General features: G+C 43.9%; 17 protein-coding genes and 1 riboswitch. Of the genes, 12 read left to right on the top strand and 5 right to left on the bottom strand.

Annotated features, from left to right (window positions below):
• Nucleotide 1: 1 nt before the first annotated feature.
• Nucleotides 2-1,006 (bottom strand): ABC transporter substrate-binding protein, encoded by a 1,005-nt coding sequence (locus tag MOB98_RS02070; RefSeq protein WP_268367250.1) that lies wholly within the window; start codon nucleotides 1,004-1,006, stop codon nucleotides 2-4.
• A gap of 150 nt (nucleotides 1,007-1,156) precedes the next feature.
• On the opposite strand from MOB98_RS02070, the gene MOB98_RS02065 reads away from it, so the two are divergent.
• Nucleotides 1,157-1,930, top strand: a complete 774-nt coding sequence (locus MOB98_RS02065; protein ID WP_268367251.1) for a prolyl oligopeptidase family serine peptidase — start codon at nucleotides 1,157-1,159, stop codon at nucleotides 1,928-1,930.
• 51 nt (nucleotides 1,931-1,981) lie between these two features.
• A complete protein-coding gene (locus MOB98_RS02060; protein ID WP_268289626.1) occupies nucleotides 1,982-2,224 on the top strand; it encodes a DUF2584 domain-containing protein in 243 nt (80 codons plus the stop codon).
• A gap of 38 nt (nucleotides 2,225-2,262) precedes the next feature.
• On the opposite strand, the gene pckA is transcribed toward MOB98_RS02060, so the two are convergent.
• Entirely contained in the window at nucleotides 2,263-3,846 is a 1,584-nt protein-coding gene (pckA, locus tag MOB98_RS02055) for a phosphoenolpyruvate carboxykinase (ATP) (protein WP_268289625.1), read from the bottom strand.
• Between the two features lie 197 nt (nucleotides 3,847-4,043).
• A riboswitch (SAM riboswitch) is annotated at nucleotides 4,044-4,182 on the top strand.
• A gap of 167 nt (nucleotides 4,183-4,349) precedes the next feature.
• Here pckA and metK point away from each other — a divergent pair.
• The 3 genes from metK (at nucleotide 4,350) to alaP (ending at nucleotide 9,123) form a co-directional block, all read left to right on the top strand.
• Nucleotides 4,350-5,552: a methionine adenosyltransferase gene (metK, locus tag MOB98_RS02050; RefSeq protein WP_003229102.1), complete on the top strand. Its 1,203-nt coding sequence runs from the start codon at nucleotides 4,350-4,352 to the stop codon at nucleotides 5,550-5,552.
• Nucleotides 5,553-5,700: 148 nt separating this feature from the next.
• Nucleotides 5,701-7,599 (top strand): asparagine synthase (glutamine-hydrolyzing), encoded by a 1,899-nt coding sequence (gene asnB, locus MOB98_RS02045; protein WP_268359903.1) that lies wholly within the window; start codon nucleotides 5,701-5,703, stop codon nucleotides 7,597-7,599.
• Nucleotides 7,600-7,731: 132 nt separating this feature from the next.
• The gene (gene alaP / locus MOB98_RS02040; RefSeq protein ID WP_268359904.1) at nucleotides 7,732-9,123 is read left to right on the top strand and encodes an alanine permease AlaP; all 1,392 of its coding nucleotides are present in this window, start codon (nucleotides 7,732-7,734) and stop codon (nucleotides 9,121-9,123) included.
• Between the two features lie 260 nt (nucleotides 9,124-9,383).
• On the opposite strand, the gene MOB98_RS02035 is transcribed toward alaP, so the two are convergent.
• On the bottom strand, nucleotides 9,384-9,899 hold the full coding sequence (locus MOB98_RS02035) for a gamma carbonic anhydrase family protein (RefSeq protein WP_268359906.1): 516 nt from the start codon (nucleotides 9,897-9,899) through the stop codon (nucleotides 9,384-9,386).
• Nucleotides 9,900-9,950: 51 nt separating this feature from the next.
• On the opposite strand from MOB98_RS02035, the gene ytpA reads away from it, so the two are divergent.
• Nucleotides 9,951-10,730, top strand: coding sequence for a phospholipase YtpA (gene ytpA / locus MOB98_RS02030; RefSeq protein WP_268359908.1), 780 nt, complete (start codon nucleotides 9,951-9,953; stop codon nucleotides 10,728-10,730).
• 20 nt (nucleotides 10,731-10,750) lie between these two features.
• Nucleotides 10,751-11,854, top strand: a complete 1,104-nt coding sequence (tbcS, locus tag MOB98_RS02025; RefSeq protein WP_268359910.1) for a tetraprenyl-beta-curcumene synthase — start codon at nucleotides 10,751-10,753, stop codon at nucleotides 11,852-11,854.
• Here tbcS and MOB98_RS02020 read toward each other — a convergent pair.
• Nucleotides 11,844-12,428: a tRNA (mnm(5)s(2)U34)-methyltransferase gene (locus MOB98_RS02020; protein WP_268359912.1), complete on the bottom strand. Its 585-nt coding sequence runs from the start codon at nucleotides 12,426-12,428 to the stop codon at nucleotides 11,844-11,846. The genes tbcS and MOB98_RS02020 overlap by 11 nt on opposite strands.
• Nucleotides 12,425-13,393 (bottom strand): TIGR01212 family radical SAM protein, encoded by a 969-nt coding sequence (locus MOB98_RS02015; RefSeq protein ID WP_268359914.1) that lies wholly within the window; start codon nucleotides 13,391-13,393, stop codon nucleotides 12,425-12,427. Before MOB98_RS02015 ends, MOB98_RS02020 begins: the two co-directional genes overlap by 4 nt.
• 161 nt (nucleotides 13,394-13,554) lie before the next feature.
• Between MOB98_RS02015 and MOB98_RS02010 the strand changes: the two genes are divergently transcribed.
• The 5 genes from MOB98_RS02010 to ytrC all read left to right on the top strand — a co-directional run bounded on the left by MOB98_RS02010 (nucleotide 13,555) and on the right by ytrC (nucleotide 16,400).
• A complete protein-coding gene (locus MOB98_RS02010; RefSeq protein WP_268359915.1) occupies nucleotides 13,555-13,827 on the top strand; it encodes a YtzC family protein in 273 nt (90 codons plus the stop codon).
• Between the two features lie 158 nt (nucleotides 13,828-13,985).
• Nucleotides 13,986-14,123 (top strand): hypothetical protein, encoded by a 138-nt coding sequence (locus tag MOB98_RS02005; RefSeq protein WP_268359917.1) that lies wholly within the window; start codon nucleotides 13,986-13,988, stop codon nucleotides 14,121-14,123.
• Between the two features lie 33 nt (nucleotides 14,124-14,156).
• Entirely contained in the window at nucleotides 14,157-14,549 is a 393-nt protein-coding gene (gene ytrA, locus MOB98_RS02000) for a GntR family transcriptional regulator YtrA (protein ID WP_003229121.1), read from the top strand.
• Nucleotides 14,542-15,420, top strand: coding sequence for an ABC transporter ATP-binding protein YtrB (ytrB, locus tag MOB98_RS01995; protein WP_268359918.1), 879 nt, complete (start codon nucleotides 14,542-14,544; stop codon nucleotides 15,418-15,420). The genes ytrA and ytrB overlap by 8 nt, the downstream gene beginning before the upstream one ends.
• A complete protein-coding gene (gene ytrC / locus MOB98_RS01990; protein WP_268359919.1) occupies nucleotides 15,414-16,400 on the top strand; it encodes an ABC transporter permease YtrC in 987 nt (328 codons plus the stop codon). Before ytrB ends, ytrC begins: the two co-directional genes overlap by 7 nt.
• The last annotated feature ends 5 nt before the right edge of the window (nucleotides 16,401-16,405 follow it).

The following is a 16,405-nucleotide window of genomic DNA, read 5'->3' as shown; positions in this document are numbered from 1 at the left end:
CCTATTTTTCCGAGGTGACTTTTTCGGCAATATGTTTATTTACAAGCTGATTATATGGAATGTGCTTCGGCAGTTCTCCCGATTGATCCATAATGGTTTGGAGCAGCTCCCATTCTTTTTCGTTTAGCAGGGGATCTGGCGAATACGATTGCTGCTTTTTATAACGTTCGATGGATGTTTCGATCACTTCTGGGTCAGTATCATCAAATTCATCTTTAATGGCGTCTGTGATGTCCTTTGCCGAATGATTTTCCACCCACTGCTGCGCCTTATAAATGGCTTTTGTAAACTTGACGGCTGTATCTTCATGTTTCTTCAGATAGCTTTGTTTCGCCATAAAAGTCGTATAAGGAACCTGGCCGGATTCTTCTCCAAAAGAAGCTACGATATGTCCGATCCCTTTTTTCTCAAAGAGGGAAGCTTGCGGTTCAAAGAGCTGTACATACTCGCCGGTTCCAGATGCAAATGCATTGGCGATATTGGCGAAGTCTATGTTCTGGATCAGGTCAATATCCTTATGCGGATCAATTTTATGTTTGTTCAGCACATACTCGCCGACCATTTGCGGCATGCCGCCTTTTCTCTGGCCGAGAAACGTTTTCCCTTTCAGCTGATCCCAATCAAAGTGTTCAACATCTTCCCTTGCGACTAGAAATGTTCCGTCTGTCTGAGTCAGCTGAGCGAAGTTAATGACGGGGTCTTTGGCCCCTTGTGCTTCGACATAAATAGATGTTTCTGACCCGACAAGTGCGATGTCTGAGCCGTTTGAAAGAAGCGATGTCATCGTTTTGTCGCCGCCCCAGGTCGTATTTACATCCACATCAAGCCCTTCTTCCTTGAAAAATCCTTTAGACTCAGCAACATATAAAGGCGCGTAAAAAATCGAATGGGTCACTTCAGCTACTTTGACTTTGGTGAGCGTTTCTTCCTTCTTGCAACCTGTCAGGGCGATGATCAGAAATATACTGCAGACACAGGCGCAGCCCAGCCTTAACCATTTGTTCACATAGACAACCTCCTTATTTAGCATCAAGTTAATATCCTTTTTTGCTTTACATATCGTATGATGGGTATAAAAATGTGTGAATGCCTAATCAGGTTTCTCCGGATGCCATTTTGGAGAAAGGAAAACATATAGAGAAAGGAGGCGGCTGCTTTGATTGTTGAGAAAAGAAGATTTCCGTCGCCAAGTCAGCATGTGCGACTGTATACGATCTGCTATCTTTCAAATGGTTTACGGGTAAAGGGCCTTCTGGCTGAGCCGACGGCACCGGGACAATATGACGGATTTTTATATTTGCGCGGCGGAATTAAAAGCGTGGGCATGGTTCGGCCGGGCCGGATTATCCAGTTTGCATCCCAAGGATTTGTTGTGTTTGCTCCTTTTTACAGGGGGAATCAAGGGGGAGAGGGCAACGAGGATTTTGCGGGAGAAGACAGGGAGGATGCCTTTTCTGCATTTCGCCTGCTTCAGCAGCATCCAAATGTCAAGAAGGACAGAATCCATATTTTCGGGTTTTCCCGCGGCGGAATTATGGGAATGCTCACTGCGATTGAAATGGGGCAGCAGGCGGCTTCATTTGTTTCCTGGGGAGGCGTCAGTGATATGATCCTTACATATAAGGAGCGGGAGGATTTACGGCGAATGATGAAAAGAGTCATCGGCGGAACACCGAAAAAGGTGCCTGAGGAATACAAATGGAGAACACCATTTGACCAAATAAACAAAATTCAGGCCCCCGTGCTATTAATCCATGGAGAAAAAGACCAAAACGTTTCGATTCAGCATTCCTATTTATTTGAGGAGAAACTAAAACAGCTGCATAAGCCGGTAGAGACGTGGTACTACAGTAAATTCACACATTATTTTCCCCCGAAAGAAAACCGGCGTATCGTGCGGCAGCTCACACAATGGATGAGAAACCGCTGAAGGTGAAATATGTTATCATAAAGAAAAAAGAGAACGAAAGGGGATTTCACTTTGGGAATGCCTGTTGAATTTAATACACTGATTGTGACAAAAGGAAAAGAAGTTCGCATAGATGAAAATATATTCACGTTAGAAAAAGACGGATACCGAGTATATCCGATGGAGATCCCAATGGATGTGCGCAAAACAAAGTTCGGCGAAAAGTCGGGCACAGCTGAGGTGCAGAAGCTTCAATGGGAAGGCGGCCGGACCATCATTACGTACAAGCTGACTTCTTTGCATTCTGTCAATTAAAACAAGCCAAGAGCGTAATTGCTCTTGGCTTTTGCTTTTTAAACGAGAGGGCCGCCTGCCTGTGCAATGGCATCTGTATGTGCGAACTTTTTGAAATTCTCTTTGAATTCATTTGCGAGGTAGAGAGCCTTTTCTCTGTATTCTTCCTTGTTGGTCCACGTGTTTTCAGGCTGAAGAATATGATCAGGAACGCCAGGAACGTGAAGTGGAATGTGAAGGCCGAAAATATCGTCAGTCATCATTTCTGCATCCTCTAATTTGCCTTCAATCGCTGCTTTGACCATCGCTCTAGTGTAAGAAAGCTTCATCCGTTCGCCTGTGCCGTAGCCGCCGCCGGTCCATCCGGTATTGACCAGGAAAACGTCTGCGCCGTGTTCATCGATCTTTTTGCCGAGCATTTCAGCATAGACGTGAGCTGGAAGCGGCAGGAATGGTGAGCCGAAGCATGTGGAGAACGTCGTTTCAGGAGATGTCACACCGCGTTCGGTTCCGGCAAGCTTGCTCGTATAGCCGCTCAAGAAATGGTACATCGCCTGCTCCTTCGTCAGTTTGCTGATCGGCGGCAGGACTCCGAAAGCGTCGGCCGTTAAAAAGACAATTGCTGAAGGATGGCCAGCCATGCTTGGGGTCACGATGTTGTCAATCATATGGATCGGGTAAGCTGCACGCGTGTTTTCAGTATAGAAAGAATCATCATAATTGGCTTCGCGTGTATCTTCATCAACCACAACATTTTCGAGAACCGACCCGAAGCGGATCGCGTTAAAAATCTGAGGCTCCTTTTCTTCGCTTAAATGAATGCACTTGGCGTAGCATCCGCCTTCGATATTAAAGACACCTGTGTCAGACCAGCCGTGTTCATCGTCACCGATCAGTTTGCGGTCAGCGTCTGCTGACAGGGTGGTCTTGCCTGTTCCGGACAACCCGAAGAAAAGAGCGACATCGCCTTCTTCACCGACATTGGCGGAGCAATGCATAGATAAAATATCTCTTTCAGGGAGCAGGAAATTCATAATGGAGAAAATGGATTTCTTCATTTCGCCGGCATACTCTGTTCCGCCGATTAAAATCGTCCGCTTTTCAAAAGAGACAATAATAAAGGTTTCGGTATGTGTGCCATCTGTTTTTGGATCTGCTTTGAAATGCGGAGCAGAAAGAATGGTAAATGGCTGTTCAACAGTTTTCTTATCGTTGCCTTCCGGGCGGATAAACAGCTGTCTGGCGAATAAATTGTGCCATGCGAACTCATTCACGACGGTGATTGGCAGCCTGTATTTTTCATCTGCTCCGGCAAATCCTTCGAAAACAAACAGCTCATCCCGCTGTTTCAGGTAGCTGACGACTTTGGTGTACAGCCTGTCAAACGCTTCTTCTGAAATCGGCTGGTTCACCGTTCCCCAATCGATCTTATTTTTCGTGCTTTCTTCCTCTACGATGAATTTGTCTTTAGGTGAACGCCCTGTGTAAGCACCTGTAGTCGCCCGAACGGCACCCGTAGATGTTAAAATGCCTTCGTTCCGGGAGAGTACTTTTTCTGTAAGCTGTGCTGCTGATAAATTATGACGCACATTTGGACTTGTTAATAAGGCTTGTAAATCAGCGGTCAAATCAACTGAGTTCATATGAAACCTTCCTTTATCGTTTTTTGTGTTTTGCTAATTGTGAATTAGTATAACATATATTTTCAAATAGTCTATACTATTTATCATTTTTTGTGTGTGCGTTTTCCAATGTTTTCCCTCGATATAGGTGCCTATTTCTTTTGAATCATATTGACATTGCAAACCCTTTTACGATAAGATATTTCATTGAGCGGATACTCTTATCCCGAGCTGGCGGAGGGACAGGCCCTATGAAGCCCAGCAACCGGTTTCTCTGTGATTTATTATGTTCAACTATGTGAGACAACCAAGGTGCTAACCTGTTGCAAGGTTGTATGATTCCTTGAGCGATAAGAGTGAAAGGCACAAAGACCAAACCCTTTCCTCGATGGAAAAGGTTTTTTTATTTCATAAATATGCCAATTAACATTCTCTAATATAAAGTTACATTGTATAAGAGGGAGCGAGTTCCGTATCATATATACAAGGTCTTTCGGGAGGCCTTGTGCAGGAGGAAGCAAATCATGAGTAAAAATCGTCGTTTATTTACATCAGAATCTGTTACGGAGGGGCATCCGGATAAAATCTGTGACCAGATTTCTGACAGCATTTTAGATGAAATTTTAAAGAAAGACCCTAACGCGCGTGTTGCTTGTGAAACGTCTGTGACAACAGGTTTGGTTCTTGTCAGCGGAGAGATCACAACATCTACGTATGTTGACATTCCGAAAACGGTTCGCCAAACCATTAAAGAAATCGGATACACACGTGCAAAATACGGATTTGATGCGGAAACTTGTGCAGTTTTAACATCAATTGATGAGCAGTCTGCTGATATCGCGATGGGTGTAGACCAAGCGCTTGAAGCCCGTGAAGGCACAATGAGTGACGAAGAAATAGAAGCGATTGGTGCGGGTGACCAAGGATTAATGTTCGGTTATGCGTGCAACGAAACCAAAGAGCTTATGCCTCTTCCAATTTCACTTGCCCATAAATTAGCCCGCCGCCTGAGTGAAGTCCGTAAAGAAGATATTCTTCCGTACCTTCGCCCTGACGGCAAAACACAGGTAACGGTTGAGTACGATGAAAATAACAAACCAGTCCGCATTGACGCGATTGTAATTTCAACTCAGCATCATCCTGAAATTACGCTTGAGCAAATTCAGCGCAACATTAAAGAACATGTAATCAATCCGGTTGTTCCTGAAGAGCTGATTGATGAAGAAACAAAATATTTCATCAACCCTACAGGACGTTTCGTAATCGGAGGCCCTCAAGGGGATGCGGGACTTACAGGACGCAAAATCATCGTTGATACGTACGGCGGCTATGCACGCCACGGCGGAGGCGCGTTCTCAGGTAAGGACGCGACGAAGGTAGACCGTTCTGCAGCTTATGCGGCAAGATACGTTGCGAAAAACATCGTTGCGGCTGAGCTTGCTGATTCTTGCGAAGTACAGCTTGCTTACGCGATCGGTGTTGCACAGCCTGTGTCAATCTCAATCAACACATTCGGTTCCGGAAAAGCTTCTGAGGAAAAACTGATTGAAGTTGTTCGCAATAACTTTGATTTACGACCTGCCGGCATTATCAAAATGCTTGATTTGCGCCGTCCGATCTACAAACAAACTGCTGCGTACGGTCACTTTGGACGTCACGATGTTGACCTTCCTTGGGAGCGCACAGACAAAGCGGAGCAGCTGCGTAAAGAAGCGTTAGGAGAATAATTTTATAGCCGCTTACTGGTTAAGCGGCTTTCCCTTTTTTACGTTGTATTCATGTTTATTTTTTTACATAACCGTGAAACCAAATACTATTCACAGCGTCTATAAATAGGGGTTCAATGATGACAATTTTAATTATGGAGGCAATACTATGTGTGGATTTGTCGGGGTTTTTAACAAGCATCCGTTAGCTCAAACCGCTGATCAAGAAGAACTAATCAAACAAATGAACCAAATGATCGTTCACCGCGGTCCTGACAGTGATGGATATTACCATGATGAGCACGTCGGATTCGGATTCAGACGGCTCAGCATTATTGATGTAGAAAATGGCGGACAGCCTTTATCATATGAAGATGAAGCATATTGGATTATCTTTAACGGAGAAATCTATAACTATATTGAACTGAGAGAAGAACTTGAAGCTAAGGGGTATACTTTCAACACGGATTCGGACACAGAGGTTCTTCTTGCGACTTACCGTCACTATAAAGAAGAAGCGGCGTCCAAACTGCGCGGTATGTTTGCCTTTCTGATTTGGAATAAAAACGATCATGTGCTTTATGGAGCAAGAGATCCATTTGGCATCAAACCGTTGTACTACACAACAATCAATGATCAGGTTTATTTTGCCTCAGAGAGAAAAAGTTTAATGGTTGCTCAAAATGAGATTGAAATAGATAAAGAGGCACTGCAGCAATACATGTCCTTCCAATTTGTTCCTGAACCAAGCACGCTTGATGCCAATGTGAAAAAAGTAGAGCCGGGTTCACAGTTTACAATCCGCCCGGACGGTGATATCACATTTAAAACGTATTTCAAAGCGAACTTCAAGCCTGTGCAGACTGAAGAAGATAAGCTTGTGAAAGAAGTCAGAGACGCGATTTATGACTCTGTAAACGTTCATATGAGAAGTGACGTTCCTGTCGGTTCATTCCTGTCTGGCGGAATTGATTCTTCCTTTATTGTATCCGTTGCGAAAGAATTTCATCCAAACTTAAAAACTTTCTCTGTCGGATTCGAGCAGCAGGGCTTCAGTGAAGTCGATGTAGCGAAAGAAACTGCGGCGGCACTAGGCATTGAAAATATCAGCAAAGTCATTTCGCCTGAGGAATACATGAATGAGCTTCCAAAGATTGTATGGCATTTTGATGATCCGCTTGCTGATCCGGCTGCGATTCCGTTGTATTTTGTTGCAAAAGAAGCGAAAAAACATGTAACGGTTGCTTTATCAGGTGAAGGTGCGGACGAGCTCTTCGGCGGATATAACATTTACCGTGAACCGCTTTCGCTTAAACCGTTTGAGCGCATTCCGTCCGGCCTGAAAAAGATGCTTCTGCACGTTGCGGCCGTTATGCCTGAAGGAATGAGAGGAAAGAGCCTGCTTGAGCGCGGCTGCACGCCGCTTCAGGATCGTTACATCGGTAACGCAAAAATCTTTGAAGAGCCTGTCAAAAAACAGCTGCTGAAGCATTATAATCCGAACCTTTCATATCGCGATGTGACGAAGACTTACTTCACAGAGAGCAGCTCATACAGCGATATCAACAAAATGCAGTATGTCGATATCCACACTTGGATGCGCGGCGACATTTTGTTAAAAGCGGATAAAATGACGATGGCGAATTCCTTGGAACTGCGTGTGCCGTTCTTGGATAAAGTGGTATTTGACGTTGCTTCAAAGATTCCTGATGAGCTCAAAACGAAGAACGGCACGACAAAGTACCTTCTTCGCAAAGCAGCTGAAGGAATTGTGCCTGAGCACGTATTAAACCGCAAAAAGCTTGGTTTCCCTGTACCGATCCGTCATTGGCTGAAAAACGAAATGAACGCATGGGTGCGGAACATTATTCAGGAAAGCCAAACAGATGCTTATATCCACAAGGATTATGTCCTTCAGCTTCTTGAAGACCACTGTGCAGACAAGGCCGATAACAGCCGTAAAATCTGGACAGTACTGATCTTTATGATCTGGCACAGCATCAATATTGAAAAACGGTATATGCCTGAAGAGCTGAGCCATCAGCCTAAAGAAGTCATCTTTGTATAACAGACAAGGCTTTCGATTCGTCGAAAGCCTTGTTATTATCCCTTTATTTCTCCAGCATCATTGATGACCCAATCCACACGAAAGATTCAGAAAAATGTTTTATTGATAATTTTTTCTAGGGGAGAAGAAAGCATGCAAAAACAAAAACAAGAGCTGCACCGCGGACTTGAGCAAAGGCATATTTCTTTAATGTCATTAGGAGCTGCAATAGGAGTAGGATTGTTCCTTGGTTCCGCATCAGCTATTCAATTAGCAGGGCCGGGAATTTTGGCAGCGTATGCCGCAAGCGGCCTGATCATGTTTTTTATTATGAGAGCACTTGGGGAAATGGCTATTCAAAAGCCGGTCGCTGGCTCCTTCAGCAGGTATGCGCGTGATTATTTGGGACCGCTTGCAGGCTATCTCACAGGATGGAACTACTGGTTTTTATGGGTTGTCACCTGTATGGCTGAAATCACTGCTGTCGGTATTTATATGGGGTACTGGTTTCCGGACGTGCCGAACTGGATTTGGGCATTATCCGCGCTGATCATCATGACGGGTGTTAATTTCTTGGCTGTTAAAGCTTACGGAGAGCTGGAATTCTGGTTCGCTTTGATTAAGATTGTTGCAATCTTATCTATGATTGCTGTCGGGTTGTTGATGATTATTGCAGGGGTCGGCAATGGAGGCATTGCAACCGGAATCAGCAATTTGTGGAACAACGGAGGATTTTTCCCACATGGAATAAAAGGAGTTTTATTGTCACTCCAAATGGTGATGTTCGCTTATTTAGGGATCGAAATGATCGGAGTGACGGCTGGTGAAGTGAAAAACCCGCAAAAATCATTAGCCAAAGCAATTGATACAGTTTTTTGGCGTATTTTGATTTTTTATGTCGGTGCTTTATTTGTCATTATGTCTATTTATCCATGGCAGGAAATTGGCTCAAAGGGAAGCCCGTTTGTTCTCACATTTGAAAAAGTGGGCATTCCGTCGGCTGCCGGCATCATTAATTTTGTCGTCTTGACAGCCGCGCTGTCTTCCTGTAACAGCGGCATATTCAGCACAGGGCGCATGCTGTTTAATTTAGCGGAACAGGGTGAGGCGCCAAAACCTTACGGACAGCTGACAAAAGGCGGCATCCCGGGAAAAGCTGTTCTGGCTTCAGCGGGTGCTTTATTGGTTGGCGTGCTGTTAAACTATGTTGTACCTGCAAAGGTATTTACTTGGGTCACAAGCATTGCGACGTTCGGAGCGATCTGGACGTGGGCGATCATTTTGCTTTCTCAAATTAGCTACCGGAAAAGCTTGCAGCCGGAAGAAAAGAAACACTTAAAATACAAAATGCCCTTGTTTCCGTTTACGTCTTATGTATCATTGGCATTTTTGGCATTTGTCGTTATTCTTATGGCTTACAGTCCGGATACAAGAGTAGCCGTGATTGTCGGGCCGCTATGGTTTCTGATCTTACTTGCTGTGTATTATGGAAAAGGTTTTCATAAGAAAAATGCTTCTGCTGACAGCAAACGAAATATCAGCTGACAAAAAGAGCTCCTTGGGGGCTCTTTTTGTGTATGCACATAGAAAAATAGAGAACAGGAAAGAATAGGAATGTGTTTTTTGCATTGGCTGCTTTCAGTTGCGGATCATGTTTTTATGATAAGATAAAAGTCATACGTTTGATGTCACATGTGAACGTTTTATGGAGAATTTAAAACCCGAACTTTGATTAGGTCCGGGTAAACAATGGTTATTGCTTTCAAACATAATTTGAAAAATGGTAAAGTAAGACGAAGCTGGTCTTATGTTTGTTGAAGTGATTTATAGTATTGGCCCTTTGTTACATATTCCGACCGTATTCTTTGCATATCGTTTCGGTCTTCTTCGGTCAAAGGGCGGATGACTTTTGCAGGACAGCCAAAGGCGAGGTGGCCAGGCGGGATGATTTTTCCCGGCGGGACAAGACTCCCGGCACCAATAAAGGCACCTTCGCCAACTTCGGCTCCGTCTAAAATGATTGAGCCCATGCCGATTAAGGCATTCTTTCGGATAATAGCGCTATGAAGTGTAACCTGATGCCCTATCGTGGCGTCATCTTCAATGAGAAGCGTCTGGTTCGGACTTTGATGGAGGCAGCTCAAATCTTGTATATTGACTCTGTTCCCGATTCTGGTCGGCGCGACATCTCCCCTTATGACAACAGAAAACCAAATGCTGGACTGTTCTCCGATCACGACGTCACCGGTAATTGTGGCATTATCAGCTACAAAGGCTGTTGGGTGAATATCTGGCTTATGTTCGTTATAAGGGTAGATCATAACATTCATCCTTCTTTCTCTATTTATTTAAAATGGTATGAGGTGAACAGCATGTGGACCTGGAAAGCAGACAGACCTGTTGCAGTGATTGTGATGATCCACGGAGCAAGTGAATATCACGGACGATATAAATGGCTGATTGAAATGTGGAGATCTTCGGGTTATCACGTTGTTATGGGCGATTTGCCGGGCCAGGGGACAACCACGAGGGCCAGAGGTCATATTCGCTCATTTCAAGAATACATTGATGAAGTAGAAACTTGGATAGATAAAGCGCGAACCTTTGAGCTGCCGGTATTTCTGCTCGGTCACAGCATGGGCGGCCTGGTCGCGATTGAATGGTTTAAGCAGCAAAGAAATCCCCGCATTACGGGAATTATTTTATCATCACCGTGTCTTGGACTGCAAATTAAAGTCAATAAAGCACTTGACCTTGCATCAAGAGGACTGAATGTTATTGCTCCGTCGCTTAAGGTTGATTCGGGATTATCAATTGATATGGCGACCCGCAATGAGGAAGTGATCGAGGCTGACCAAAATGACTCGTTGTATGTCAGGAAAGTATCTGTGAGATGGTACAGAGAACTGTTAAAAACAATTGAGTCAGCGATGGTGCCGACAGATGCGTTTTTGAGAGTCCCGCTTCTGGTTATGCAGGCCGGTGACGACAAGCTTGTCGACAAAACGATGGTTAAAAAGTGGTTTTCAGGTGTTGCTTCCCACAATAAAGCGTATAGAGAGTGGGAAGGGCTTTATCATGAAATATTTAATGAACCCGAAAGAGAAGATGTCTTTAAAGCAGCAAGAGCGTTTACTGATCAATATATTTGAACTAGTTGGGGGTGCATGTGTTGACAGTACCGGAACATCCTTTTGGACTGATGGCAAAAGTATATCGAGATATTTTTCCGCTCGTTCATCAAGAGCTGGACATATGGAAACAAAAATCAGAATCAATTCATAACAGTGAATTAAAAGCACAGGCAACCGCAAGCATACGAGACAAAACGTTCCACTGTGAAGGCGGCGGCATACTGGCCTTATTGTCAGGCAATCAAAAGCAGAAATGTGTCGAGTTTATCATTGCGTATCAAACGATCAGTGATTATCTGGACAATTTGTGTGACCGCAGCACCTCACTTGATCCGCAGGATTTTCGGATGCTCCACACCTCAATGCAGGACGCACTTACTGTGGGAGCAGAACCGCAAAATTACTATCAATTCAGAGAAGAACAGGATGACAGCGGATATTTGCATGAACTGGTCAAAACATGCCAGCGTGTACTTGGTTCCATTGAGCACTACGACATGATTAAACCTTATCTGCTTGAACTGTGCGGCTATTATTGTGATTTGCAGGTGCATAAGCACGTCATTGAGCATGAGCGTGTTCCGCGTCTTGAGAAGTGGTTTACTCAATATGCACCTGAACTGCCTGAGATGGAATGGTATGAATTTTCAGCCTGTGCAGGATCGACGCTGGGTATTTTCTGCCTTGTCGCGTATTCGTTCCAGCCTGATTTCACAGAAAACACCGCTAAAAAAATCCGCAATAGTTACTTTCCTTACATACAAGGTCTTCACATTCTGCTTGATTATTTGATTGATCAAGAGGAGGACTTGCTGGAAGGGGATTTGAATTTCTGCTCGTATTATCAGTCTCATGAAGAAATGATGAAGCGGCTTGAACACTTTATCCATAAAGCCGACGAACATTTGCAAGGCATTCCGCATGAAAACTTCCATCGTTTAATCAACCGCGGCTTGCTTGGCGTTTATTTGTCAGATGATAAAGTGGCGGGCCAAAAGGAAATGGGCCGGCTCGCGAAAAAGCTCATCAAAGCAAGCGGCAAAACCTCCTTTTTCTTCTATATCAACGGAAGAGCCTACCGTAAATTTCAAAAAATGACCTGGATCAAAAATTCAAAGAAAAAAGCTCAAATCATTTGCTGATTTGAGCTTTTTTTTCGATGGCGACAATAAATGGCGGGTCATTTTGCTGATTGATAAATCCATATGTTAACACACGGGCTGTTTGCTGGTCCAAGTCCCGGCAAAAGTCGAGCACATCGTTTTTTTCAGCTTTGCCTTCCGGATGGCCATGATAGACGACCAGAACAATCAGGCCCTCATCTTTCATGATGCTGAGCAGCTGTTCGATTGCTTTGATCGTTGAACGGCCGTTCGTCGTAATCGATTTGTCCCCGCCCGGGAGATAGCCAAGGTTGAACACAGCAGCTGCTACTTTTCCATGCGTTTCCGGCGGAAGGGATTCGGCGATTTTGTCATGGCTTTTGTGAAATAAGGTTGTCCGTGCTTGATATGTGTCACCGAGCCGTTCCTTCGTATTGGCCACGGCTGATTCTTGGATGTCAAATGCGTATACATGGCCGTTTTCACCGACAAGCTCTGCTAAAAACTGCGTATCGTGTCCGTTGCCCATTGTCGCATCTACAACGATATCTCCTTCTCCCGCGGCCATTTTCAGCAGCTCTTTGCTGTAAGGAAGGATTTTTTTCAACATCATAGCGCTGATTCCTCCTCAAGCCGCTGAAAGAACTTTCCTTGATAGCTGCCGCGGTTTTCAAGCTCTTTATTAATGGCGCCAAGCACTTCCCATTTGTTGACGCTCCACATCGGCCCGATCATTAATTCTATCGGTCCGTCACCTGTAATGCGGTGGACGATCATTTCGGGTGGAATGATTTCAAGCTGATCGCAGACGAGCTGCACATATTCATCTTGAGAAAGGAATTCCAGTTTTCCCTTTTCATATTGCTTGACCATCGGTGTGCCTTTCAATAGGTGCAGCAAATGGATTTTAATGCCCTGTACGTCCAAATCTGCGACGGCCTTTGCCGTTTCCATCATCATGTTCCGGTCTTCCAAAGGCAGTCCGTTGATAATATGCGAGCAGACACGTATGCCGTGTTTTCTTAATTTATTGACGCCTTCCACATAGCAGTTAAAATCATGGGCACGGTTGATCAGAAGAGCAGTTCGTTCATGAACCGTTTGAAGCCCAAGCTCCACCCACAGATATGTGCGTTCATTCAACTCTGCCAAATAGTCCACGACATCATCTGGCAGACAGTCCGGACGTGTGGCGATCGAAATGCCAACGACATCATCGAGCGCGAGGACGGATTCGAATTTCTCACGAAGCACCTCAACCGGCGCGTGCGTATTGGTGAAAGCCTGAAAGTAGGCGATGTATTTGCCGTCCTTCCATTTTTCGTGCATGCGGTTTTTGATGTCATGGAATTGCGTAATTAAATCATCGGCCCGATTTCCGGCAAAATCGCCTGAACCTGCTGCGCTGCAAAATGTACAGCCGCCGTGAGCAACGGTGCCGTCCCGGTTCGGACAGTCAAAGCCGCCGTCCAGCGCCACTTTAAACACCTTATGGCCAAAATGATCTCTCAGATGATAATTCAATGTATGATAGCGTTTTTCCGTATTTGAATAAGGAAAAGGATTGTTCTGCATCACAATTCATGTGCCTCCTTGCGTACAATTGCATCCTAAAATTGTAGCACGCATTTCACAAGAGAACAAATGAATATCGACCATAAATTACTTTATTGAACGAAGCCAGATGGGGCTACAATATGAATGATGGATTGTTTCCATTACCAAGAGGAGGGGTTACTGTGGCAACAAGACAATCAGTAGATGAACATCTCCAGCAATGTATGCAGGCGTATGATTATGCTGAAGAACAGCTGAAAGTCGCTTCTAAACAAGAGCATTATAACGATCAAGAATACAGTGATGCACAAATGCAGCTTGAAAACGCGGTAAATGCCTTGAATAAGCTGTGGCTGTCGTCAAATGATCAGCAGAGAGAACAGCTGTACAGAATGAGACTTCAGCTGCAAGCTTTACAAAATAATATGATCCTGCAGCACCCTCTTGATGTATAAGAAACGGACCCTTTTGATAAGGGTCCGTTTTTTTGTAAAAAAGGATTGACTTTGTACCTCAAAGTATTTATTGTATTAAGTGTACTAATTGGAGTAATACACTATAGACACTGATATCAAATCATTTATATATTGAACGTAAGGGAGGCAGTTATGAAATGAAACATAAAAAACGAAACAAACGTAACGTGCCAATGCTGATCGCTGCATCTGTGATCGCTTGTTCTTTTTTTCTTGTCCTTGTGATGATCGGTTTTGAATGGCAAAAATGTATAATTGATCAGTTTTATCTATAAAAGGTTCAGATCGTATAGAAAGTAGGGAAGTAAATGATTCAAATCGATCCAAGAAGCTCAACACCCATTTACGAACAAATTATTCAGCAAATGAAAGAGCTTTGTTTGAAAGGGATCATGAAGCCCGGTGATAAGCTTCCTTCTGTCAGAGAATTGGCGACGATCATTATTGCGAATCCGAACACTGTCAGCAAAGCGTACAAAGAGCTTGAGCGAGAGGGGATTATTGAAACGCTTCGGGGCAGAGGAACCTATATATCGGAGAATGCAAAAACGACACTGGTTGAAGGGAAGATGACGATGATTAAAGAGCAACTCAAACAGCTCATCATCGATGCACACTATGCAGGGGTTGAGCTGGAAAAACTGCACGAATGGATAAAGGAAATCAGCGCTGATGTGAAGGGAGGCAAAAAAAATGATTGAACTACGGCAGCTGTCAAAAGCGATTGATGGCAATCAAGTATTAAAAGATGTTTCATTAACAATCGAAAAAGGAGAAATCTTTGGATTGCTTGGACGCAATGGATCGGGCAAAACGACGATGCTTCGCTTAATCCAGCAAATCATTTTTGCCGACAGCGGGACGATCTTATTTGACGGCGTAGAAATTAAAAAGCATCCGAAGGTGAAACAGAATATCATCTACATGCCTGTCCAAAATCCTTTTTACGATAAGTATACATACAAGCAGCTTGTCGATATCCTGAGAAGAATATATCCGAAATTTGATGTTACGTACGCGAATGAACTGATGAACAGATACGAAATTCCGGAAACGAAAAAATACCGTGAGCTGTCAACGGGCTTGAAAAAACAGCTGTCACTCGTTCTGTCGTTTGCGGCGAGACCGGCGCTGATTCTCCTTGATGAGCCGACGGATGGAATAGACGCGGTGACAAGGCATGATGTGCTGCAGCTGATGGTCGATGAAGTGGCAGAGCGTGATACGAGCATTCTGATCACTTCTCACCGGCTTGAGGACATAGAGCGGATGTGCAACCGAATCGGTTTTCTCGAAGATAACAGGCTGACGAATGTGATGGATCTTGATGAGCTAAAAGAAGAATACATCAAAATTCAAATGGCGTTTGATACAGATGTCAATTTGGCCATCAGAGAGCAAAACATTCCGATGCTCGATCAGGCCGGCGTGTTCTATACGGTGCTGATTCGGAAAAGCGACGAAGAGAACAAGAGCTTTTTAAGAGAGCTGAAGCCAAAAGTGTGGAATGAGCTTCCTGTCAACTTGGAAGAAGTGTTCATTGCGAAGTTTGGAGGGAAGCGGAGATGGTAGACCGAGGCCTTCTCTATCGAGAGTGGAAGCAGAATCAAGTGATGCTTTTGTTAAGTATTGTGTTTTTAGTGCTGGCAAATCCGCTTTCTATCGTTAATACGTATTTGTCTTATCAAGGGTGCCTGGCTCATCAAGACCCGCAATATTGTGATTTTATTGTGAATTATAACGTAAGCAATCTGATAGATATCAACTGGGTGCCGGGTGTCATTTTGGCGGTCTGCTTCTTGGGAATGGAACGTTCGAAAGGCACGATGGATTTTATATTAAGCCTTCCGTATAACAGAAGTCAAATTTTCCTGACGAAATTTTGGTTAGGCGGTTTTGTGATTGTGCTGTCACAATTGATTGGCTTTTTACTTGCATGGCTGCTGATTCTTGTCTATAACCCTGAACACGTCTACTTTTTTGAGCACAGCAGCGTTGGAGTAATTGTGATTAGTTTTATGGCTTATTGTTTGTTGATGGCTGCCGGAGCGTTAACTGGAAATGCTTTTGCCCAGTTATTAACGGCATTTGCTACTGCGGCATTGCCATATTTAATTGTTGCATTGCCGGTTGGGAACTTTGAAGTTGTTTTTGGTGTGAATATATGGGAAATGTTTCCTTCCCCTGAGGCATATGTCTCCCTGGTAAGCAATTTAACTTATCTAGTACCGATTAGTTACGTTGAAAATGGATGGCTGTCTGACAGTAAATATATTTTATTGATTCCAGCTGTAATGAGCATTCTATTTTACTTGATTGGCTTAATAAGCTTCAAAAAGCATCCAAGTGAACGAAACGGACACTTTTTCTTATGGAATAAATTAGATCGTCCGGTGCAAATTCTGGTTATGGCTTTCGGCATTCTTGGGTTTGGTTTATTTGGATACTCTACCGGAAATTCCATTATTGGTTATATTATGGGAATGATCATTGGGGCAGTGGCTGGATTCTTTGTGAGCTACTTCTCTATTTATAAGAAAACAAAAGTGTAAGAAAT

This window comes from Bacillus sp. N13C7 (assembly GCF_026790065.1).
GTDB lineage: Bacteria > Bacillota > Bacilli > Bacillales > Bacillaceae > Bacillus.
The sequence above is the reverse complement of the archived record's forward strand: the minus strand, read 5'-3'. Positions and strand labels throughout refer to the sequence as shown.